Raw genomic sequence first — 18,941 nt, forward strand, 5'->3', positions numbered from 1 at the left:
TTAGGCACTCCTGTTGACTGCGGGCAGACTGGCCAGCCACGTGCGCTGACAATTTCTGCGGTAACGATCCTGCATGATCTGCTGGATCTTCGGTGTAGCTTTTTTCAAGGACATCGTTTCGGCATGAATGATTTTCAAGCACTGAATCACATGAAAGCCCATTTCGGTTTCCACGACCTCACTGATCGCATCTTCTTTCAAACCGAACAAAACCGCATCCAGTTCAGGAAACAAGGTCCCTTTGACGACAGCACCCACTTCCCCGCCCTGTACTGCTGTAGGGCATTCGGAATATTTCAGCGCCAGCTCGGCAAATTTGTAAGGCTTGCGCTTCAATGTACCAAGAATTTCGTTGATGCGCCGCCAGGCCGCTTCGCGGGTATTGTCAGGATAATCCGGATTGATACTGATCAAAATATGTCTGGCCTGCCGTTGCTCCGGTTTATGAAATTTTTCCGGGTGCGAGTGATAGAAAATACCGATTTCCACTTCGTTGACTTTAGGCGCGCGCGCCGCCACCCTATCCATAACCGCATCGACTTTACACTGCCGGTACAAGGCCGCTTTTAACATATCGATGTCTAAACTGTTCGCGGTCAATGCCGCTAAAAATGCATCTTCGTCTTCGAAGCGTCCGCGTACTTCTTTATAAGCCCGATCCAGCTCGGTATCGGAAATCACCACACCGGTGGCTTCGGCGGAATTCAATACCCGGCCTTCGATTTCGTATTCGTTTTTGGCTTGCACTTCCACCTGACGCAATTGCAGTTGCTCCAACTCGGCCGGTGCCTTTTGGAATAGGCTCAAGGCCGCCCGCAGCAGGGTGTAAGGCTCTATCGAAGTCTGGCTCATCATTATGCCTCCGGTTCTTTAAAAGTGGCCGGGTCCGCCGGCTCCAGCACGCTCTCCGGCACCTGCATGGTTTTACCTGGAAAACGTACGTGGTATAGCAAAGGATCGCTATCGCGCAATACTTTCAGGATTTCGCCTTGAGTACCGGCAGGAAAGCTACCCTCTTGGGTCGGAATGTCGATGGTGCAAACCACTTGATCGCGAAATTCGAATCGACTTGGATTCCAAGGGGCGTCAGCCGGAATCAGTTCTTCCGCGCGGCATCCAACCATCCTGCCGGCATCCAGAAAATGCACGGTATAGATCACTTGATCCTGTAAAAAAGTACCCACTTCGATGACGTTGCCGACACTACCCCTGCGCAGCAAAAAGTCGCCGACATCCATACCCGGGTAAGTGCCATCGTTGCGAACGTTACGCGTCAGCCTGACCCGCTCGCCGAATTCGAAGCGCTCTTCGTCGTAACGTTCGTCTATCATGTTTTAATGTCGCCCAGTGAAACAAACACGGTTTGCGGTTCCATCATTTTGAAGACCTTAAATACTTTTTCGGTCTGTGCGTCGGAGTCCACGAAGTCGTTGTAGGCGCGTTGCAACAATTTCTTGTAGACCTCGCGCTGCGCATCTTCGTCTTCCGGCATGTTCTCGCCGGCTTGATCCAAATAATTATGGAAGCGCTGGAGGATATGCAATCGGTTGACGTGCACGACGGTGGTATCGAATTCCAGCTGGAAATAGAGCAGAAAGTCCTCCGCCGATTCCAACTCTTCCATATCTTCTTCTAAACTCATCGCTATTACCTCATCATCAGGTGATCAAGATTGGCAGGTTGTTCTCCCAATGCGTACACCACTAATAAAACCACCAGCATCACAGCTGTTTGGGCCAAAAATGGATCGGATTTTTGTTTCTTCATCATGGCGATCACCTTTAGGTTAATAGCGCGGAACAACAAACATCACTTAACGTTTGCATCTGATTCATGGGCGATGCCTACCCGAAAGATTGCGGCATGCGGAAAATTCCCTCGGCCGCTTCCTGCCGACGCACGACCAACTCCAACAAGCCTCGCGCGCCAATCCGGTCTTTGTCGTCCAATGACACCAACTTTTCGAAAATCGCCTTGCTCAATTCCAGGTTTTCCAAGCGCATGTTCAAAAAACCGATCGACTTCAAGGTAAACAAATACAGCCTGATCCGGGTCAGCAAGTCTTTCGGCGCCTCGCTGATGTGCTCTCTTTCCAGCTCCCGCCAATCTTCCGGAAAATCGATGCCGGGGCGGATCAGGGTCAACGCCCGTTCGGAAATCAATAAAGCGTCCGCCAGGCGATGCTGGTAGTAATAAAACCGATTTAGCGACACCAGCACATTCAAGGATTCCGGTGCGCGCAAATAAGCTTGTAACAGCGGTAACTCCGCTTCGCCGCTGGCGTAAAGCTCGGAGGCGTATTGGATCAAGTCCTCCACTTCCTGGCTGTCGGCTTTCTCGTAATACAGATCCTTGGCGTCGAACTGCAGTAAATCCATTTCCATCACTTACCGCCCGCCGCTTGTTTCAATATCACCACATCGTCGCCGTGACAGACACCTTCCGCCTCGCAACTGCCGCAGGTTTCTTCCGCCACCACGAAGCGTTTTTGGTTGCTTTCCAGCTCATCCAGGCGGTCAACTAAACAACTCAGCGCTTTGCCGACCGGGTCCGGCACCAGATGGTGGTCCAGATCGATACCGCGCGGATCTTGAATCTTCAAGCCTTTTTGCTGAATGATCCGGCCGGGAATACCGATGACGGTACAGCAAGGCGGCACGTCTTTGATCACTACCGAATTCGCACCGACACGGACGTTGTCGCCCAGCGTGATCGCGCCGAGAATCTTGGCACCGGCACCGATTAACACGTTGTTACCCAATGTGGGATGGCGTTTTTCCTTGTTCCAGGTAGTGCCGCCCAAGGTAACTCCGTGATACATGGTCACATCGTTACCGATTTCGGCGGTTTCGCCGATCACCACGCCGGCGCCGTGATCGATAAAAAAGCGTTTGCCTATCGTCGCGCCCGGATGAATATCGACGTTTGTCAGCCAGCGGGCGAAAGCCGCCAATAAACGCGCCGTCAATTTCCAATCCGCATGCCACAAGCGATTGGTTACCCGATGCAGCAACACCGCATGCACCCCCGGATAAGCCAGTAATACTTCCGGCAAACCGCGTGCCGCCGGATCTCGGGCAAACACGCAGGCCACATCGTCGCGCCAGTCTTGCCAGAGTCCAAACGCAACGCTTGGACGCGACGGCGAGAAGAACATCATTTTGCCAAGCTCCAGGTGGTTTTACCGGGCATCGGTACGCCAGGTACCCGGAAGAAAGTGCCGGGATAACGATCATCCTGCAACTCGTTTTGAGCCGGATTGTGCTGTGGTACGTCTACTTTGGCAGTGCTGGGCACGGCTGGTTTTTGACGATTGCTACTCATCGGACACCTCGCTATAGGCTATGTAAAAAATGATTTAACTCGGTCGATTGCGGTGCGCGTTTGTTAAGACTGACAAACTCGCGAATCAGCGGCAGCAGGCGGCCGGCCTGCCAGCGGTTAATTTGGATGCCCAGTTGCTTGTAGGCGTGCATCACGCCCTGACTGCCGGAATGCTTGCCAAGCACCAATTGGTGGCTACGGCCAACCAGCGCAGGATCGACGCCTTGATAATTGTTGGGGTCTTTCAGCAAACCGTCGACATGGATGCCGGCTTCGTGGCTGAACACATCGCGGCCGATCAGGCTTTTTCGGCTGCCTATCGTGTCGCCGGAAGCCGTGGCTACTTGATGCGACAGCATTGGGAAATTGCGCAAATCCACGCCGGTTTCGAAGCCGTACAGTTGTTTCAAACCGACGACCACTTCTTCCAGCGCCGCGTTGCCCGCCCGCTCGCCCAGTCCGTTAACGGTCGTATTGACATGGGTAGCGCCAGCATATGCGGCAGCCAAAGTATTGGCGGTTGCCAAACCGAGATCGTCGTGGGCGTGCATTTCGATATCCATGTCGGTGACCGCCCGCAACTTGCGAATCGCTTCGAATACACCGAACGGCTCCATGATGCCGACCGTATCGGCGAAGCGAATCCGGCAGGCGCCGGCAGCTTGCGCGGCCTCGGCCATTGAAGCCAGAAAATCACCGTCAGCGCGAGAAGCGTCCTCGGCACCGACACAAACCCGCATGCCGGCGTCGACCGCCGTCTTCACGCAACGCTCGATGGTGCCAAGCACCCATGACCGGCTTTGTTTGAGTTTGTGTTGGATATGTTGATCGGATGCCGAAATGGATAAATCCACCGTGCAGACACCTAAATTCAGGCAGTGCTGCAAATCCTCGTCCCGCATCCGGGACCACACCAATAAATTGCTGGGCAGGCTTAAGGCGACAATGGCTTTGATCTCCTCCCGCTCCTGTGAACCCATGGCCGGTATGCCAATTTCCAGCTCGGGCACTCCCAGCGCCGCCAGCTGTGAAGCAATCGCCAACTTTTCATCCAACGAAAACACTACGCCAGCCGATTGTTCGCCGTCGCGGAGTGTGGTGTCGTCTATCACGATGCTGCGGGAGTTGCTTTTCATGGTTAGACCTTGAGTCGCAAAGTTAAGTATTTTCTAAGCGGAGCGTAAATCACGCCTTTCGAATGGAATAATGCAAAAGACTTGCCAACTGGAAAACGTTGGAGATTTGCGGTCTTGGCAGGGGTATTGGCAGAATACCGACAAGACAACGCCGGAAGATAAAGACGAAATTGTCGCGAATACGACAATTGAAGAACACCCGGCAAAATCGGCCGATTTGTCGGAAAGAAAAACGGTCGCAGCGGGTAAATCGTCAGACCTTGACGACAGCCAATTCATCCCGCTCGGCGACCGGCGAATCGATTAAACCTTATAAGCCCGGAATACCTATCTGCTGAATCCGCATCGCATTATCGCCCTCTTCATACGCCGGCAATTTGCCATCATGCTGATAAAGCTTGAAGGCCAAGGCATACGACAACACCCGAATCGGGTAGTCGCGCGGCAAGGTTTGTAGGTAGGGCTGCATCATCGCGAAGTCGGTGGCGCCGTATTGCTGCATGATGAAACGCAAACCGCCGTTGCGCGGCCCGATGTTGTAGGCCAGCAAGCCTAAAAATAAATCACCGTTCATTTGTTCCAGGTAGTGTTTAAAGGTGGCGGCGGCGACATAGGCGTTGTGTTTCGGATCGTTGACTTGCAGTTCCTCTACATCCAGCTCGTCGGCAGCCTCGCGGGTAATAGCCTTGGGCACGGCGGTGATTTGAAACAAGCCTTTGCCGCCATCGAAGCTGTCGCGCGGCATAAACGAGGATTCGGTAGCGGCGATGCCCTGCAGCAAATTGACATCGACGTCAAACGCCTTGGCCGCCGACTCGATTGCCGGATTGAAGGCATCGGCGCGCACCATCATTTTTTGCAGACCGCCGATGCCATGGCGGCGATACGCAGCATAAACTTGATGGGCCAGGGTGACTTTTTCGGCTTCCTGCTTGCCGCCGACCAAGGTACGAAAATGGGTAAACACCGAGGTATAACCGTCATGCATTACGAACCAGCAGGTCGAAACCGCCAGACTGACGGCCAAGGTTGCCGGCAAATACTCCACTCGACTATGCAAGCAGCCGCGCACCCGCGACCAGCCGATCAATAAGGCCGCCACCGCCAACATCAACACTAGCACGCCCAATGCAAACGGCAGCAAACTGGTAAAAAATCCGGGACCGGACAGCCAACTAGCCGAATAACCCAGCAGAAACATGGTCGCCAAAACCGCAGTGATCACCAACGCCAGCCCCTCCAAGGCAATCAGCCACCAGTTGGGCAAGCGCTGCTTGGTTTTACGACGCGGCTTAGCGGGTGACTTTCGACTTTTTCCGGCTTTGGCGCGAACAGGTTGCACCGACCTTGGCCGAGATTTGGTTAGAGTGATAGGCCGAGTCATCGAAAGTAACAAAGCATGTGGCATTAATCCGAAAAAACCGAGATTGGCGGCGGCGAAAATCCGGCCGTAAAGACTAGCGCTGGCGTTTGGCGACACAGGCGGTATATTCCTGTTACCAATTACGTCCAATAACTACTATAAAGCAGGTCCATAACCATGCACAACGCCTTCCGCCCGGCCTGGTGGCTGAACAGTCCGCATTTGCAGACTATCTATCCGGCCTTTTTGCGGCGCATATCGCCGCCTGCCGGCATCCGCCGCGAGCGACTGGAAACGTCGGACGGCGACTTTCTGGACATCGATTGGATCGACAATGACAGCCGGCCGTTGGTGATTCTGCTGCACGGCCTGGCCGGCAGCAGCCGCTCCCTTTATATCCAGGGTTTGCAGCACAGTTTACTGGCCGCCGGCTTCGCCAGCGTGGCGCTGAATTTTCGCGGGTGCAGCGGCGAGATGAACCGGATGGCACGCTGTTATCACTCCGGCGAAACCGAGGACATCGACTTTTTATATAAAACCTTACGCCAGCGTTTTCCGGATCGAACGATGGCCGCGATAGGTTTTTCGCTGGGCGGCAACGTGTTGTTAAAATGGCTGGGCGAGCAAGGCGATAAAATTGAATTAACGGCGGCGGTTGCGGTATCGGTGCCGCTGCTGTTAAACGAATGCGCCGACAAACTGGATCGCGGTTTCTCGAAACTCTATCGCGACTATTTACTGCGCGAGCTGAAACAGTACATGCGTATCAAACTCCGACATTTGCAAAATATCGGCCAGCACGAACAAGCGGAGCGGATTTTAAAACTAGGCGATCTATCCGGCATTAAATCCTTCTGGCAATACGACGACAAAGTCGTCGCCGGCTTGCACGGCTTTAAGGATGCCCACGACTATTACCGGCGCAGCAGTTCCCGGCAATTTCTGAAACATATCCGCGTTCCAACATTGGTCTTGCAAGCCAAGGACGATCCATTCATGACTGAGCGGGTATTGCCAACCAATGCCGAACTATCCGATCAAGTGCAACTGGAAGTTTGCGCCGGTGGCGGGCATGTGGGGTTTGTGGGTGGATCATTGTTTAGGCCGGAGTATTGGGTGGAGGAGCGGATTAGTGAGTTTTTGCGACGACATCTGCCATCCGCGACCGCCGGGCAAAATACCATTGAGAGAAAAGCCTGAAGCCAACTCCTTACTTATGCCTGCCTGCTTTTCTTAAACCGATGGTAGGTCAAGGCTGCGGCGATACAAAGTGATAGGCTATCCATATCGACATCTTCGGTTTCTTGAAAAACAATCGCTCGATTGCCTTCGTACGTAAACTGGTGCGGAAAAAGCGTCTGAAACGTCTCAACCAAATTCGTTGTGCAGATAAAGTACATTGCATATTGGGTCGGCTTGTCTTTCTTCCACGCCATTCTGATCGTACTGCCACATCCGGTTTCGGCGGTAACATAAGCAGGCTCACCCCACTTTAATGTTTCCTCAAGCTCCCCAACACCCTCGCTAAACGCTACCGCAAAGATCGCTTGGCGCAACACCAGCATTTTCCGGCGAATTTCCAGAGGATACTCGTCGAACACAGCCTTGACGGTCGGCTTTAGAAAAGGCTTCATAGAGGACAAAGAATCTCGGAATTGTTGTATTAAATTAGCGCCATATCAATGCAGTCAACCTAAGCTAAAAATAAAAGCTCTGCAATAATGACCTCTTAGCCGGGTGCCTGACAGCGAAGCCGGTTTACCGGTTAATGTATTGCCCCCTTTTTTCATCCACATCCTTGGTAACGCCATGAAACCGATAAAATTATTACTGTCTGTGCTGCTAATCCAAGTATCGCCAATAACTTTCGCCGAGCCGCGGATTTCTCCGGAACAAATTTGTGCGCGGGTAAAAGCTATTGAATTTCCAGCCCAAGACAGACCCGACGCCAAAATTATTCAGTCGCTCGCCGGCTGCAATTCCGAAGAGCTTTACTACGGGATAGGCCAAACTGCGGATTGGCAAAAAGCCCGTGCATGCGCTTATGAAGAAATGCGGCGTGGCCCCGAGGACCCGTTCCAAGGCCCGGCGACACTGATGATGATCTACGCCAACGGCAAAGGCGTCACCCGTAATTACGATCTTGCCATTAAAATGGCTTGTGGGATCGAAGGCGCGCCCGCTGAGATCGAAGGCCGACTTGAACACCTTCTACAAATGAAACAACAGGGGGCGGAGGCAAAGGATATAGACCTATGTGATGACATTACCAGCAGCATGATGATGGGATTCTGTTCAATCCACAATGACAGCATCGAGGAACCTATTAGAGCAGCGAGGCTAGCTAAATTGCTGGCGTCTTGGAATCTAAACCAAAAAAAGCATTTGATAGCCTGAGGCAATCAGCCAATAAGTTTTTCAGTACGCGAGTTGATAACGAAATCGATGCAAGTGGAAGTGCCCACACAGCATATTTGCTCGGTGAATCCATTGACCTGGAAAACGACTTTATCGGGTCTCTGGAAAATTTTGAGAATGGTCAGGTTCCAAGCTTCACATCCCAACAATTTTCCAATGCCGACACCAAATTGAATGCGATTTATAAAAGAATTCAAACCGAGACCAAAGATGCTTCATGGGGAACGATCACCAACAACGGCATTATGAAAACCCAGCGCGAATGGCTGAAATACCGCGATGCCTGGGTAAAGTTTGGCAGCATAAAATACCCCGCAGTCAGCGCCACCAGTTGGAAAACCTATTTGACGGAAAAACGGATCAAAATGCTGGAAGACTTTTTACCCTAACAAACACTTAAAATCTATCGAGCAGTAACATCCATAAATGCCTTAAGTCACATACAAGAGTATTTTTATGACAACGCCGCACTCCCAAGTCCTATTCCTCTGCACCGGCAACTACTACCGCAGCCGGTTTGCCGAGTATTTGTTCAACCATCACGCGCCGGATTACGCGTTGCCGTGGCGGGCGTTTTCGCGCGGATTGGCTATCGAGTTGCTGAAGGACGATGCCGGGCCGCTTTCGCCGCATACCCGGCATGGCCTAGCCTTACGGGAGATTCCCATCGAACCCATTCGCGCGCCGCTTGCACTGACCGAACAGGACTTGGCCACAGCCCGGCATATCGTTGCCTTGAAGCAAACCGAACATAGACCCTTGCTGCATAGCCGCTTCCCGGACTGGGTGGAGCGCGTGGAATACTGGCAGGTTGACGATATAGAAGATGCTCACCCAAATGAGGCCTTGCCGCAGATAGAAGCGGCGGTATTGGCTTTGCTGCAGCGCCTGAGTGACGGTTAGCCTAATAAAAATCCGACCGGGCTTACTTCTCCAGCCCGCCACGCGAACACCGTTACAGGAACTTGTCAGTATAATCCTACTCTTTTAGCAAACGGCGATAACACAGCGCGGCGCTGTGTTACTATTTTCCTCTTTTATTTTTACTGTTTGAATGTAATGGCGCCTAGCAAACCGTTGCAACTGATAGACCGCTTCGGCAGAGTGGTCAACTACCTGCGAGTATCGATTACCGACCGCTGCGATTTTCGCTGCGTCTACTGCATGGCCGAAGACATGACATTTCTGCCCCGCAGCCAGATTCTCAGCCTGGAGGAAATCCGCTTTATCTGCGAAACCTTCGTCGAGTTGGGTGTCGGCAAAATCAGAATTACCGGCGGCGAACCGCTGGTGCGCAAAGGCGCATTAGGTTTGATGCAAGACCTGGGACGCGTGCCAGGCTTGAACGAACTGGTATTGACCAGCAACGGTTCGCATCTGGCCGAAATGGCAGACGACTTAAAAGCAGCCGGCGTGAGACGCATCAACATCAGCCTTGATACCTTGGACCCGGCCAAATTCAAGGAACTGACTCGTACCGGCGATTTGCACCAGGTGCTGAAAGGCATCGACAAAGCGCGAACGGTCGGCTTCCAACGCATCAAACTCAACGCGGTGATTCTGAAAAACCGTAATCACCAAGAAGTCTGCGATTTGGTGCAATTTGCCGTCGAGCATGGCATCGACATCAGTTTTATCGAGGAGATGCCGCTGGGTGCGGTAGACAACCATCATCGCGGCGACGCTTTTTATCCCAGCGAATTGATTAGGCAGGATTTACAACAGCGCTTTACGTTAACGTCCGTCGCCGACTCGACCGGCGGACCTTCGGCTTATTACCGGGTAGAGGGCAGCGATAGCAAGGTCGGCTTTATCTCGCCGCACAGCGCCAATTTCTGCGGTACCTGCAACCGGGTGCGGCTGACCGCCGAGGGTCGTCTGCTGCTGTGTTTGGGCAACGAACATTCGGTCGATCTGAAGCAGGTAGTCAGATCACATCCCAGCGACAAAGCCATGCTGAAACAAGCCATTGTCGAAGCCATGCAAAGCAAACCCGAAAAACACGAATTTAACATTCACGAACAGCCGGTGATTTTGCGGCACATGAACGCTACCGGCGGCTGAACAACGGAGGATCTCATGTCGGATAACAAAGCCTACCACATCGTCGCCGAAGCCCGGCGCTACAAGGAAGAGCGGGAAAAAGGCTACCGCGAGCAAGCCTTAAAGCTGTATCCCTGGATTTGCGGGCGCTGTTCACGGGAGTTCGATCATAAAAATCTGCGCGAACTGACTGTACACCACGTCAATCACGATCACGACCACAATCCACCCGACGGCAGTAACTGGGAGTTGTTGTGCCTGTACTGCCACGATAATGAACATCAACGCTACGAAGAGCACGTGCGTTACGGCGGCAAAGCCACATCGGACGGCAAGGCGCCGGTAGCGACCTTCAACCCGTTTGCCGATCTGAAAAACCTAATGAAAAAAGACTGATGCCCAGCAAATGCGTGTGGGCGCTGGGTAGCGCCAACGAAGAGCATTATCACGATAACGAATGGGGCGTGCCGCTGCACGACGAGCAAAAGTTGTTCGAGTTTCTGGTGCTGGAAGGCGCGCAGGCCGGTCTGAGCTGGCGAACTATTCTGGATAAACGCGAGGCATACCGTGCCGCTTTCGATCATTTCGATCCGGTTAAAGTCGCCGGTTACGATCACAAAAAACTAGCGTCGCTGCTGCAAAATCCCGGCATTGTCAGAAATCGCTTAAAAATCCAGTCCGCCGTCGCCAACGCCCAGGCATTTTTAAAAGTACAACAGGAATTCGGCGGTTTTGACTCTTACATCTGGAGCTTTGTCGACAGCGAGCCGCGCCAAAATCATTGGTTACAGCATAGCCAATTACCGGCTTATACGCCGGAGTCGGAACGGATGAGCAAGGCCCTGCAAAAACGCGGCTTTAAATTTGTCGGTAAAACCATCTGCTATGCTTATATGCAAGCGGTAGGCATGGTCAACGATCACACCGTCGATTGTTTCCGCTATTCGCAATTAACAGCCGGCAAAACGCCATGAGTTCCGAACCGCACACCGCCGATTACCGGACTTTAATCGCCGACAGCCAAAGCCTGACGATTGCGACCTGTACCGAGGATGGTACAGCGGAAGTCAGTTACGCACCTTTTTTAGCATACGAGAACACTTATTACATCTATGTCAGCCGGTTGGCCAGGCACACCGGCAATATGCTGCACCAAGGCCGGGCTTCCATCATGTTTATCGAACCGGAAGCCGCTACGCTTAATCCGTTTGCCCGGCAACGCGTAACCTTCGATTGCCGCGTGACAGAAATTGAAAAACAACAGGTGGAATACGGACAGTTGTTAGACATGCTGCAAAACCGGTTTGGTGAAACAGTCGGTATTTTGCGTTCTCTAGCCGATTTTCACCTAATGGCATTGACGCCGACACGCGGCCACTATGTCGCGGGATTTGGCAAAGCATTTAGCATTAATATCGACAATAGCAATCTGTGAACGGCTAGCCGATAAAACTAATTTTTAACCGCCCTCGACCATGCCGGGATTTCGCCTGTTCAACCATGTCAGCACCCATAAGATTACTCCTGGTCAATAGCGGATTCGCGCTGGCCTATTTTATCGGCGGCTATTTGGGTCACATGCTGACCATGCCACCCAGCCACGCCAGCCCGATATGGCCCTCGGCAGGCATTGCCTTGGCCGGCATGTTAAGTTACGGACCGAGAATATTGCCGGGACTCGCATTCGGCACGCTCGGCACGCAAATATACGCATTTTGGGATACGGCCGCTATCGACGACGGGTTAATGCCGATTTGGCTAGGTACAGCTACCAGCATTGGCGCCTGCATTCAATCCTGGCTAGGTGCCGCGCTGATCAACCGTTGGATAGGCAAACACAATCCGCTGATGGAAGATAGGCATATCGTCTGTTTTTTTTTCCTGGCGATAGCCAGTTGCGTGGTCTCCGCCAGCATCGGCGCAAGTTTGTTGTATTTTTTAGGCGTTATAAGCTTCTCGGAAATCGGCTTAAACTGGTGTACCTGGTGGATAGGCGATGCGATAGGTTCGGTCATCTTCGCTCCGCTGCTGTTGCTGTTCGTCGGCGCCCCCCGCCATATTTGGCGACAACGGCAGAAATTCGTGGCGTATCCCCTGTCCATATCGCTATTGCTGGTGATTACAGCCTTCGTCTACAGCCGCCGCCTGGAAAACGAACGTATCGTCGAGCTATTCGAAAATCAGGTCAATCTCACACATATCAGTCTACAGGGGCATTTCAACGAAAACATATTGAACAATCAGCTGTTAAAAGCCTTATTCGATAGTTCCGAATCGGTCAATCGCAACGAATTCAGATCCTTCGCTCACACCATTTTCGTTAAACACCCCGAATTAGAAGCCTTGGAGTGGATACCCAAGATTAACGGCGAAGAACGCGCCGAGTTTGAGAGTCAATTCGAAACCACCATTAGCGAACACGACGCCAACCAACAGCTGATAGCGGCCAGAAAACGGAACATTTATTTACCTATTGCATATACGTTCGGCAACGAACAAAACATCGGCTTCGATATAGCCAGCAATCCGCAGTTAATTACCACCATCAATAAGGCAGTAGCCTCCGGCGAAACCGTTCTCGCCTTCAACCCCGCTACCGGAAACAAACCATCCGGCTTGGTCATTTATTCGCCGGTGTACGCCAAAGGTAAACCCCTGAACAACAGCGCCCAGCGCCAACAATTTTTCGAAGGCTTGGTGAGCAACACGTTTGTAATACGCAACGAAATCGACGAAATCTTCACCCGGGTGCAAAGCAAACAATTGTCCTTAGCCGTTTACGACCAACAGCAACTACTCTATGACAGCAACACGGACAGCTTGGCATACAACTCCAACTTTTCCGTGCCCGCCAAACAACAAACGCTAACCATAGCCGACCGAGCCTGGATACTTGAATATCGGCCCTTGCCGGCCTTTTACACCGAACAACATTCCTGGACGATTTGGTGGTTGCTAACCGGCAGCTTTCTATTATGCGGTTTAACCAGTTTCGGATTGATGCTGATGAGCGGCCGTACCGCGCGTATCGAAGACTTGGTCGCCTTAAAAACCCGGGACTTGCTGCGCAGCAATCAAGCGCTGAATACCGAAATCGAACGCCGCAAGCAACAGGAAAACGAGTTACGCATTGCCGCGACCACCTTTCAATCGCACGAGGCCATTATCGTTACCGACGCAAATGGCCTGATCTTGCGCGTGAACAATGCCTTCAACAAAATTACCGGCTATAGCGCGGAGGAAGTGATAGGCCGTCATCCGGATTTCCTCTCGCCCACCCACCAAAAACCCGATTTTATCCAAAACCTGACCCAGGCCTTAGTCAAAAACAACCAGTGGCAAGGCGAGATCTGGAACCGGCGCAAAAGCGGCGATGTGTTTCCTGAATGGCTAACGGTCACCGGCGTCAGAGACGAGAACGATAATTTATTGAATTATGTGGCTATTTTTTCGGACATCAGCGAACAAAAAGCCGCCCAACGGGAGATCCATGAACTGGCATTTTACGATCCGCTGACCGGTTTACCCAACCGACGCTTGCTACTGGACCGTCTGAAACAGGAAATCGCCGCCGCTAAGCGCCAAAGCTTTTACGGTTCGCTGTTTTTTCTGGATCTGGACCACTTCAAAACCTTAAACGACTCGCGGGGTCATCAAGTCGGCGACGAATTGCTGATTCAGGTTGCCCAACGGCTTAAATCCATTATTCGGGACGAAGATACGGCCTGCCGGCTGGGCGGCGACGAATTTATCGTGATGGTGCCGGGTCGCTATGCGCAGCTGCCGCAAGCCACCAGCCACGCGGCAATGCTGGCGGAAAAAATCCTGCACACTATCAATCAGCCCTTCACAGTACAGGGCAGCGAACACCATTTCTCGACCAGTATCGGCGTGACCTTATTCCCTGAAGCCGCCGAGCATCCCGAAGCGGTAATTCAGCAAGCGGATACAGCCATGTATCGAGCCAAGGAAAGCGGCCGCAACGGCATCAGTTTTTACCGGCCATCGATGCAGGAAACCGCCGACCGGCGTTTAACGCTGGAGAAGGAAATCCGCCAAGCCATCAAAGAACGGCAGTTTTTGCTGCACTATCAGGCCCAAGTCGATCACCATGGCCAAATAGTCAGCGCCGAAGCGCTGATCCGCTGGCAGCATCCCGAGAAAGGGATGGTGTCGCCGGCCGAGTTTATTCCAATCGCCGAAGATACCCAGTTGATTTTACCGATAGGCGATTGGGTAATGCGCGAGGCTTGTCGGCAAATCAAAGTCTGGGACGCGCAAAACCAAGCTATTCATCATGTGGCTGTCAACGTTAGTTCCCGGCAATTTCGCCAAGCCGATTTCGTCGATCAAGTTAAGCGTATTTTACTGGACGCCGAACTCCCCGCCGAACGTCTGGTGATTGAGCTAACCGAAGGCTGCGTCATCAGCGACATCGACGATACCGTGGAAAAAATGCACGACTTGCAGGCCTTGGGCGTGAAAACCTCCATCGACGATTTCGGAATCGGCTATTCCAGCTTGTCTTATCTGAAAAAACTGCCTATCAGCCAGCTTAAAATCGATCAAAGCTTCGTTAGAGATATAGCCAGCGACCCTAACGACGCGGTGATTGTGGAAACCATTATTAATATGGCTAAAAACCTGGGCCTGCATGTCATTGCCGAAGGTGTTGAAACCCAAGAGCAAATGAATTTTTTACGCGATAAAGGCTGCCTGTCCTATCAAGGCTATTTCACCGGCCGACCCATGCCGGCCGCTGCATTCGGCTCGACGCCCGACGCCATATTGACCGAATAGCCGGCGAAACTTTTTTTTATATACTCTCGGCAAGGCCTCATTGCACACAAGTCGTGGCGGGTTTAGATCTAAACCAAATAGCCACTCGGGCGGCGGCGTTTTGTAACGCCGCATCGTTTAAGCGTAAGCCGCTGTAAAGCAGTGCGCGCCAGGTTTCCCGAGGATCCAGCATTTTCTCTCCGCCCAATATTGTCTCCCCACTCCAACAAATTCGGGTATTCCCTGCTGAATGCACCACCCCGTTGGCATCGACGCGCGCCAGCAACCAGGCTGCCGCCAAGGCCAAATCGTCTTTTAAATTATCGGCATAAGTACCGTTGTAGCCGGCCAATAACAAATCGTTACCCTGATTAATTGCAACGGCCTGATAGTGCGTATCCCAGCCTGATCTTTCGATAAAATAGCCTCTGCTATCAAATATCGTGATGACTTTGGCCAAATAACTATCCACCAAATCTATAGCCGGCAAATTGTCCAATAACGAACCACAAGCTTGGTAAGTAACCGCGTCGAACAATAATCTGTTCGCCGAAATGGCATCGGCGGTAAACAAAATACTGTCTTGGGTCAACAGCCAGTCCAAACCGCGCGCCAAGGCCTCGCGGACTTGCGCCAATTCCGCTGCGGAGGCCACCAATGTATTGAAGCTGGCTGGGTATTGCGAGAACGCCTTGATGGCTAAACACGACTCCCCCAGAAAAAAACTCGCCGCCTGCGCGACCATACTAGGCGTCACGGCATAGCCTTGCAGACTGCTTGGCAATAAAAAAGGCACTTTGCCGTCGGCGGCAATCGCATCGGTACCGACTTTAATCGCCAGAAAGGCTCGTCGCGCATCCGCGGAACGGCCGGCCGCCAACATAGTCCGCAAAGCCTTACCGCTAGTTTGCTGCCAACGCGGGCTGTACATACCGTTCCACAAGTAATTACGGCCCAGTAAGGAATTGCCGGCGGGCGGCATCCCCGGTGTAATGACAGCTGCCGCATCCCGCGGGAATGCGTTGTAAGCCTTAACATCCGTGGTCTTGGGTTCGGGAGTGTTTATGCCGGCGGTCGGCGAAGGCAAGGCGTTGAAATAATCCGAAAGACTCGTCCAATAGACATCCCGCAGATCTTGCCAGGAAAATACGAGCGCCGTTGTAGTTAACAAGCTGATAACAAGAAAGATTTTAGACATTTTCATAGTGCCTCCCGGGCGTAACCTGAAATGATCGGCATCCCCCTTGCCGTAATCGATTCTACTCCTGATTCGGGAACGGCACTATTTCCGCCGAAGATGCACTCTAGACTGGCTTAGCGAAATCGCTATGCAATACCCGACAAACATTCTCTTAATACCACGGGCTGCGTTAAAATTGCCGCCTCAACGATAGGATTAGGGACTTTCAAGATGAATATTAAAATTTGCCTGTTTGCCATTGCCGGCTTTCTGATACCCACGGCTCAAGCCAACGAAAAACCCGCGATCCGTTTAGGAGCCATGGCTGCCGGCACATTAAACTGGGAACTGGCGGCGATGCGTAACCTGGGCCTAATGGATAAAGCGGGATTCACCGTGGAAAACATCGCCGTTACCAATCAGCAGGCCGGCAAGGTAGCCCTGCAGGCCGGCTCGGTGGACATCATCGTTTCCGACTGGATCTGGACGTCCAGCATGCGTAGCGCGGGCACAAATTTAAGTTTTTATCCATTTTCCGACACCTCGGGCGTACTTTTGGTGCCGGCCGATAGCCCGATCAAATCGTTGGCTGACTTAAAGGGCAAAAAGCTGGGTATAGCCGGCGGCGAGTTGGATAAAAACTGGTTGCTATTGCAGGCGCTCGGCCAGCAACAACAACTGGATCTAAACGCTGGCGTGGAAAAAATCTACGGCGCGCCACCGCTATTGAGCCAGCAACTGCAAGAAAAACGCGTCGATGCCCTACTGACTTTCTGGCAATTCGCCGCGCATCTGGAAGCGCAAGGCTACCGGACTTTATTGACCGGCGAGGACATCATTCGCCAACTCGGCATCAGCGAAACGGTGCCCAGTATCGGCTACGTATTCAAACAAGAATGGGCGGATCAACATAAAGCCGCCTTCAAAGAATTTCTGAGCTTAAGCAAACAAGCTCACGATGCCTTGTGCAGTTCCGATGCCGAATGGCAGAAAATTTTGCCGCTCACCGACGCCGCAACTGCCAGCGAACAGCAAAAACTCAGGTTGCGTTATTGCCAGGGCCGGGTCGAGCAATGGGGTACCAGCCAACAAAACGCAGCTGCAAAAATTTATACCCTGCTGCATCAACTTAGTAACAACAAGCTAACCGGCCAATCGCCACAACTGCAAGCGGGGACTTTCTGGTCGACCGATTGATGTTGACGGACACTTTTAAACTTAACCACGCTGCCGTCACGCTGCTATCGCTGTTAGTGCTGCTGGGCATCTGGCAGCTGGCGGCCAGCTTGATCAACAGCCACACCCTGCCCTATCCGGTCCGGGTCGCCGAGGTATTTTGGCAAGCGACCCAGTCCGGCGAACTACCGTATCATTTGGGCATCACGCTGCTGCGCCTGCTTGTCAGTTTTTCGATTGCGATGGTATTGGGCTGCGCGATAGGTGTTGCGCTGGGTAAAAATAAAACCCTGGATGCTTTTTTCGATAACTGGCTGGTGATCTTTCTGAATATCCCGGCGCTGGTGACTATCATCCTTTGCTATGTCTGGTTCGGACTCGCTGAATCCGCAGCAATTTTGGCGGTGGTAATCAATAAGCTGCCGAATGTGATTGTCACCATTCGCGAGGGAACGCGAACGCTGGACAAAGATCTGCTGGAAATGGCGGAAAGCTACCGGTTCGACCGCAAAAAAACCTTCGTTCATGTAATCTGGCCGCAGTTACACCCGTTCGTAATGGCCGCCACCCGCTCCGGCCTGGCGCTGATCTGGAAAATTATTTTGGTGGTGGAACTGCTCGGCCGCAGCAACGGCATGGGCTATCAATTGCATCTGTTTTTTCAATTGTTCGATGTCGCCAGCCTGCTGGCTTATACCTTTGCCTTCGTCGCTGTGATTCAACTGATCGAGTGGCTGTTGCTGCGGCCCTTGGACCGCAAAGCCTTGCGGTGGCGGCGATGAACGATATTACCATCAGCATCCAGGATAAGACTTATCGCTCCAAGCATATCGACGACCGCCAACACCAGGCGATTGCCAATTTGCAACTCAGCGTAGGACGCAATGAATTCGTCTGCCTGCTCGGCCCGTCCGGTTGCGGCAAAACTACCTTATTGAATATGATCGCCGGGCTGGATAGCCATTATCAAGGCCAGATCCGCATCGGCAGCCAAGCCGCGACCGCCAAAATCGGCTATGTATTTCAAAATCCGCGGCTACTGCCCTGGTATACCGTCCGTCAAAATATCGAAGTAGTATTCGAGCAAACGCCGCCTGCCGCCTTGATCGATTCATTACTGGCAGACATGCAACTGAGCGACGTGCAGCAGGTTTATCCGGAGCGTTTGTCGCTGGGTATGCAGCGGCGGGTGGCGATTATCCGCGCTTTTGCTATCAACCCCGATATTTTGCTGATGGACGAACCTTTCGTTTCGCTGGATGCGCCCAGCGCCAGGCAAGTGAGAAATTTGTTGTATTCGCTGTGGCGACAGCGGCCTCATACGGTGTTGTTTGTCAGTCACGACCTGCGCGAAGCGATTGCGCTGGCAGACCGCTTGATTTTCCTATCGCCACCGCCGATGCGCATCATCAGCGATATTCCGGTAAACATTCCGCGCGAACTGCGTAACGAAGAAGCGCAAATCGAGGCGTTCCGGGAATATTTGCTGAGCCAGCATCCGGCAATTACCGGCCTGTTGTAA

The 18,941-nt window shown here is 52.5% G+C and carries 24 protein-coding genes; 13 read left to right on the plus strand and 11 right to left on the minus strand.

Annotated features, from left to right (window positions below; translation table 11 throughout):
* The 8 genes from nifM to nifV all read right to left on the minus strand — a co-directional run bounded on the left by nifM (nt 1) and on the right by nifV (nt 4,460).
* Nucleotides 1-855, minus strand: a complete 855-nt coding sequence (nifM, locus tag ACH50O_RS14825; RefSeq protein ID WP_446808548.1) for a nitrogen fixation protein NifM — start codon at nt 853-855, stop codon at nt 1-3.
* Complete coding sequence (locus ACH50O_RS14830) at nt 855-1,331, minus strand: nitrogen fixation protein NifZ (RefSeq protein WP_446808549.1); 477 nt, start codon at nt 1,329-1,331, stop codon at nt 855-857. Before ACH50O_RS14830 ends, nifM begins: the two co-directional genes overlap by 1 nt.
* Nucleotides 1,328-1,642 carry a nitrogenase-stabilizing/protective protein NifW gene (gene nifW / locus ACH50O_RS14835; RefSeq protein ID WP_446808550.1) on the minus strand — a complete coding sequence of 105 codons (315 nt, stop codon included), beginning with the start codon at nt 1,640-1,642 and terminating at the stop codon, nt 1,328-1,330. The genes ACH50O_RS14830 and nifW overlap by 4 nt, the downstream gene beginning before the upstream one ends.
* A 5-nt stretch (nt 1,643-1,647) precedes the next feature.
* A complete protein-coding gene (locus ACH50O_RS14840; RefSeq protein WP_256438917.1) occupies nt 1,648-1,770 on the minus strand; it encodes a hypothetical protein in 123 nt (40 codons plus the stop codon).
* Between the two features lie 74 nt (nt 1,771-1,844).
* The gene (locus ACH50O_RS14845) at nt 1,845-2,378 is read right to left on the minus strand and encodes a hypothetical protein (RefSeq protein ID WP_446808551.1); all 534 of its coding nucleotides are present in this window, start codon (nt 2,376-2,378) and stop codon (nt 1,845-1,847) included.
* Nucleotides 2,379-2,383: 5 nt separating this feature from the next.
* A complete protein-coding gene (gene cysE / locus ACH50O_RS14850) occupies nt 2,384-3,160 on the minus strand; it encodes a serine O-acetyltransferase (protein ID WP_446808552.1) in 777 nt (258 codons plus the stop codon).
* On the minus strand, nt 3,157-3,324 hold the full coding sequence (locus ACH50O_RS14855) for a hypothetical protein (RefSeq protein WP_446808553.1): 168 nt from the start codon (nt 3,322-3,324) through the stop codon (nt 3,157-3,159). The genes cysE and ACH50O_RS14855 overlap by 4 nt, the downstream gene beginning before the upstream one ends.
* An 11-nt stretch (nt 3,325-3,335) precedes the next feature.
* Nucleotides 3,336-4,460, minus strand: coding sequence for a homocitrate synthase (gene nifV / locus ACH50O_RS14860; RefSeq protein WP_446808554.1), 1,125 nt, complete (start codon nt 4,458-4,460; stop codon nt 3,336-3,338).
* 70 nt (nt 4,461-4,530) lie between these two features.
* On the opposite strand from nifV, the gene ACH50O_RS14865 reads away from it, so the two are divergent.
* Nucleotides 4,531-4,767 carry a hypothetical protein gene (locus ACH50O_RS14865; RefSeq protein WP_446808555.1) on the plus strand — a complete coding sequence of 79 codons (237 nt, stop codon included), beginning with the start codon at nt 4,531-4,533 and terminating at the stop codon, nt 4,765-4,767.
* A 3-nt stretch (nt 4,768-4,770) separates the two neighbouring features.
* On the opposite strand, the gene ACH50O_RS14870 is transcribed toward ACH50O_RS14865, so the two are convergent.
* On the minus strand, nt 4,771-5,802 hold the full coding sequence (locus ACH50O_RS14870; RefSeq protein ID WP_446808556.1) for a transglycosylase SLT domain-containing protein: 1,032 nt from the start codon (nt 5,800-5,802) through the stop codon (nt 4,771-4,773).
* A gap of 198 nt (nt 5,803-6,000) precedes the next feature.
* Between ACH50O_RS14870 and ACH50O_RS14875 the strand changes: the two genes are divergently transcribed.
* Entirely contained in the window at nt 6,001-7,023 is a 1,023-nt protein-coding gene (locus tag ACH50O_RS14875) for a hydrolase (RefSeq protein WP_446808557.1), read from the plus strand.
* A gap of 14 nt (nt 7,024-7,037) precedes the next feature.
* Here ACH50O_RS14875 and ACH50O_RS14880 read toward each other — a convergent pair whose 3' ends face one another.
* Nucleotides 7,038-7,457 carry a DUF1801 domain-containing protein gene (locus tag ACH50O_RS14880; protein WP_446808558.1) on the minus strand — a complete coding sequence of 140 codons (420 nt, stop codon included), beginning with the start codon at nt 7,455-7,457 and terminating at the stop codon, nt 7,038-7,040.
* A 175-nt stretch (nt 7,458-7,632) separates the two neighbouring features.
* Between ACH50O_RS14880 and ACH50O_RS14885 the strand changes: the two genes are divergently transcribed.
* The 8 genes from ACH50O_RS14885 (at nt 7,633) to ACH50O_RS14920 (ending at nt 15,084) form a co-directional block, all read left to right on the plus strand.
* Nucleotides 7,633-8,220 (plus strand): hypothetical protein, encoded by a 588-nt coding sequence (locus ACH50O_RS14885; RefSeq protein WP_446808559.1) that lies wholly within the window; start codon nt 7,633-7,635, stop codon nt 8,218-8,220.
* A 77-nt stretch (nt 8,221-8,297) separates the two neighbouring features.
* The gene (locus tag ACH50O_RS14890) at nt 8,298-8,630 is read left to right on the plus strand and encodes a lysozyme inhibitor LprI family protein (RefSeq protein ID WP_446808560.1); all 333 of its coding nucleotides are present in this window, start codon (nt 8,298-8,300) and stop codon (nt 8,628-8,630) included.
* A 67-nt stretch (nt 8,631-8,697) separates the two neighbouring features.
* Nucleotides 8,698-9,144 (plus strand): arsenate reductase/protein-tyrosine-phosphatase family protein, encoded by a 447-nt coding sequence (locus ACH50O_RS14895; RefSeq protein WP_446808561.1) that lies wholly within the window; start codon nt 8,698-8,700, stop codon nt 9,142-9,144.
* 156 nt (nt 9,145-9,300) lie between these two features.
* A complete protein-coding gene (moaA, locus tag ACH50O_RS14900) occupies nt 9,301-10,305 on the plus strand; it encodes a GTP 3',8-cyclase MoaA (RefSeq protein WP_446808562.1) in 1,005 nt (334 codons plus the stop codon).
* A 15-nt stretch (nt 10,306-10,320) separates the two neighbouring features.
* Nucleotides 10,321-10,680, plus strand: coding sequence for a YajD family HNH nuclease (locus ACH50O_RS14905; RefSeq protein ID WP_020483531.1), 360 nt, complete (start codon nt 10,321-10,323; stop codon nt 10,678-10,680).
* Nucleotides 10,680-11,258 (plus strand): DNA-3-methyladenine glycosylase I, encoded by a 579-nt coding sequence (locus ACH50O_RS14910; RefSeq protein WP_446808563.1) that lies wholly within the window; start codon nt 10,680-10,682, stop codon nt 11,256-11,258. The genes ACH50O_RS14905 and ACH50O_RS14910 overlap by 1 nt, the downstream gene beginning before the upstream one ends.
* Nucleotides 11,255-11,719, plus strand: coding sequence for a HugZ family pyridoxamine 5'-phosphate oxidase (locus tag ACH50O_RS14915; protein WP_446808564.1), 465 nt, complete (start codon nt 11,255-11,257; stop codon nt 11,717-11,719). The genes ACH50O_RS14910 and ACH50O_RS14915 overlap by 4 nt, the downstream gene beginning before the upstream one ends.
* Nucleotides 11,720-11,784: 65 nt before the next feature.
* On the plus strand, nt 11,785-15,084 hold the full coding sequence (locus tag ACH50O_RS14920; RefSeq protein WP_446808565.1) for an EAL domain-containing protein: 3,300 nt from the start codon (nt 11,785-11,787) through the stop codon (nt 15,082-15,084).
* A gap of 37 nt (nt 15,085-15,121) precedes the next feature.
* On the opposite strand, the gene ACH50O_RS14925 is transcribed toward ACH50O_RS14920, so the two are convergent.
* Nucleotides 15,122-16,267: a hypothetical protein gene (locus ACH50O_RS14925; protein ID WP_446808566.1), complete on the minus strand. Its 1,146-nt coding sequence runs from the start codon at nt 16,265-16,267 to the stop codon at nt 15,122-15,124.
* A 207-nt stretch (nt 16,268-16,474) separates the two neighbouring features.
* On the opposite strand from ACH50O_RS14925, the gene ACH50O_RS14930 reads away from it, so the two are divergent.
* From ACH50O_RS14930 to ACH50O_RS14940, 3 genes are read left to right on the plus strand one after another with little or no spacing between them, the layout of a single operon-like run.
* Nucleotides 16,475-17,440, plus strand: a complete 966-nt coding sequence (locus ACH50O_RS14930) for an ABC transporter substrate-binding protein (RefSeq protein WP_446808567.1) — start codon at nt 16,475-16,477, stop codon at nt 17,438-17,440.
* Nucleotides 17,440-18,201 (plus strand): ABC transporter permease, encoded by a 762-nt coding sequence (locus ACH50O_RS14935; RefSeq protein ID WP_446808568.1) that lies wholly within the window; start codon nt 17,440-17,442, stop codon nt 18,199-18,201. The genes ACH50O_RS14930 and ACH50O_RS14935 overlap by 1 nt, the downstream gene beginning before the upstream one ends.
* Nucleotides 18,198-18,941, plus strand: coding sequence for an ABC transporter ATP-binding protein (locus ACH50O_RS14940; RefSeq protein WP_446808569.1), 744 nt, complete (start codon nt 18,198-18,200; stop codon nt 18,939-18,941). The genes ACH50O_RS14935 and ACH50O_RS14940 overlap by 4 nt, the downstream gene beginning before the upstream one ends.

The sequence above is a fragment of the Methylomonas sp. 2BW1-5-20 genome (assembly GCF_052474515.1).

Coding starts and splice junctions, on each gene's coding strand:
- ACH50O_RS14830 (WP_446808549.1), bottom strand. CDS start 1,331: ATGATAGACGAACGTTACGACGAAGAGCGCTTCGAATTCGGCGAGCGG.
- nifV (WP_446808554.1), bottom strand. CDS start 4,460: ATGAAAAGCAACTCCCGCAGCATCGTGATAGACGACACCACACTCCGC.
- ACH50O_RS14845 (WP_446808551.1), bottom strand. CDS start 2,378: ATGGATTTACTGCAGTTCGACGCCAAGGATCTGTATTACGAGAAAGCC.
- ACH50O_RS14875 (WP_446808557.1), top strand. CDS start 6,001: ATGCACAACGCCTTCCGCCCGGCCTGGTGGCTGAACAGTCCGCATTTG.
- ACH50O_RS14930 (WP_446808567.1), top strand. CDS start 16,475: ATGAATATTAAAATTTGCCTGTTTGCCATTGCCGGCTTTCTGATACCC.
- ACH50O_RS14905 (WP_020483531.1), top strand. CDS start 10,321: ATGTCGGATAACAAAGCCTACCACATCGTCGCCGAAGCCCGGCGCTAC.
- ACH50O_RS14925 (WP_446808566.1), bottom strand. CDS start 16,267: ATGAAAATGTCTAAAATCTTTCTTGTTATCAGCTTGTTAACTACAACG.
- ACH50O_RS14935 (WP_446808568.1), top strand. CDS start 17,440: ATGTTGACGGACACTTTTAAACTTAACCACGCTGCCGTCACGCTGCTA.
- ACH50O_RS14855 (WP_446808553.1), bottom strand. CDS start 3,324: ATGAGTAGCAATCGTCAAAAACCAGCCGTGCCCAGCACTGCCAAAGTA.
- ACH50O_RS14840 (WP_256438917.1), bottom strand. CDS start 1,770: ATGATGAAGAAACAAAAATCCGATCCATTTTTGGCCCAAACAGCTGTG.
- ACH50O_RS14920 (WP_446808565.1), top strand. CDS start 11,785: ATGTCAGCACCCATAAGATTACTCCTGGTCAATAGCGGATTCGCGCTG.
- ACH50O_RS14885 (WP_446808559.1), top strand. CDS start 7,633: ATGAAACCGATAAAATTATTACTGTCTGTGCTGCTAATCCAAGTATCG.
- ACH50O_RS14865 (WP_446808555.1), top strand. CDS start 4,531: ATGCAAAAGACTTGCCAACTGGAAAACGTTGGAGATTTGCGGTCTTGG.
- ACH50O_RS14895 (WP_446808561.1), top strand. CDS start 8,698: ATGACAACGCCGCACTCCCAAGTCCTATTCCTCTGCACCGGCAACTAC.
- moaA (WP_446808562.1), top strand. CDS start 9,301: ATGGCGCCTAGCAAACCGTTGCAACTGATAGACCGCTTCGGCAGAGTG.
- ACH50O_RS14910 (WP_446808563.1), top strand. CDS start 10,680: ATGCCCAGCAAATGCGTGTGGGCGCTGGGTAGCGCCAACGAAGAGCAT.
- nifW (WP_446808550.1), bottom strand. CDS start 1,642: ATGAGTTTAGAAGAAGATATGGAAGAGTTGGAATCGGCGGAGGACTTT.
- ACH50O_RS14880 (WP_446808558.1), bottom strand. CDS start 7,457: ATGAAGCCTTTTCTAAAGCCGACCGTCAAGGCTGTGTTCGACGAGTAT.
- nifM (WP_446808548.1), bottom strand. CDS start 855: ATGATGAGCCAGACTTCGATAGAGCCTTACACCCTGCTGCGGGCGGCC.
- ACH50O_RS14915 (WP_446808564.1), top strand. CDS start 11,255: ATGAGTTCCGAACCGCACACCGCCGATTACCGGACTTTAATCGCCGAC.
- cysE (WP_446808552.1), bottom strand. CDS start 3,160: ATGATGTTCTTCTCGCCGTCGCGTCCAAGCGTTGCGTTTGGACTCTGG.
- ACH50O_RS14940 (WP_446808569.1), top strand. CDS start 18,198: ATGAACGATATTACCATCAGCATCCAGGATAAGACTTATCGCTCCAAG.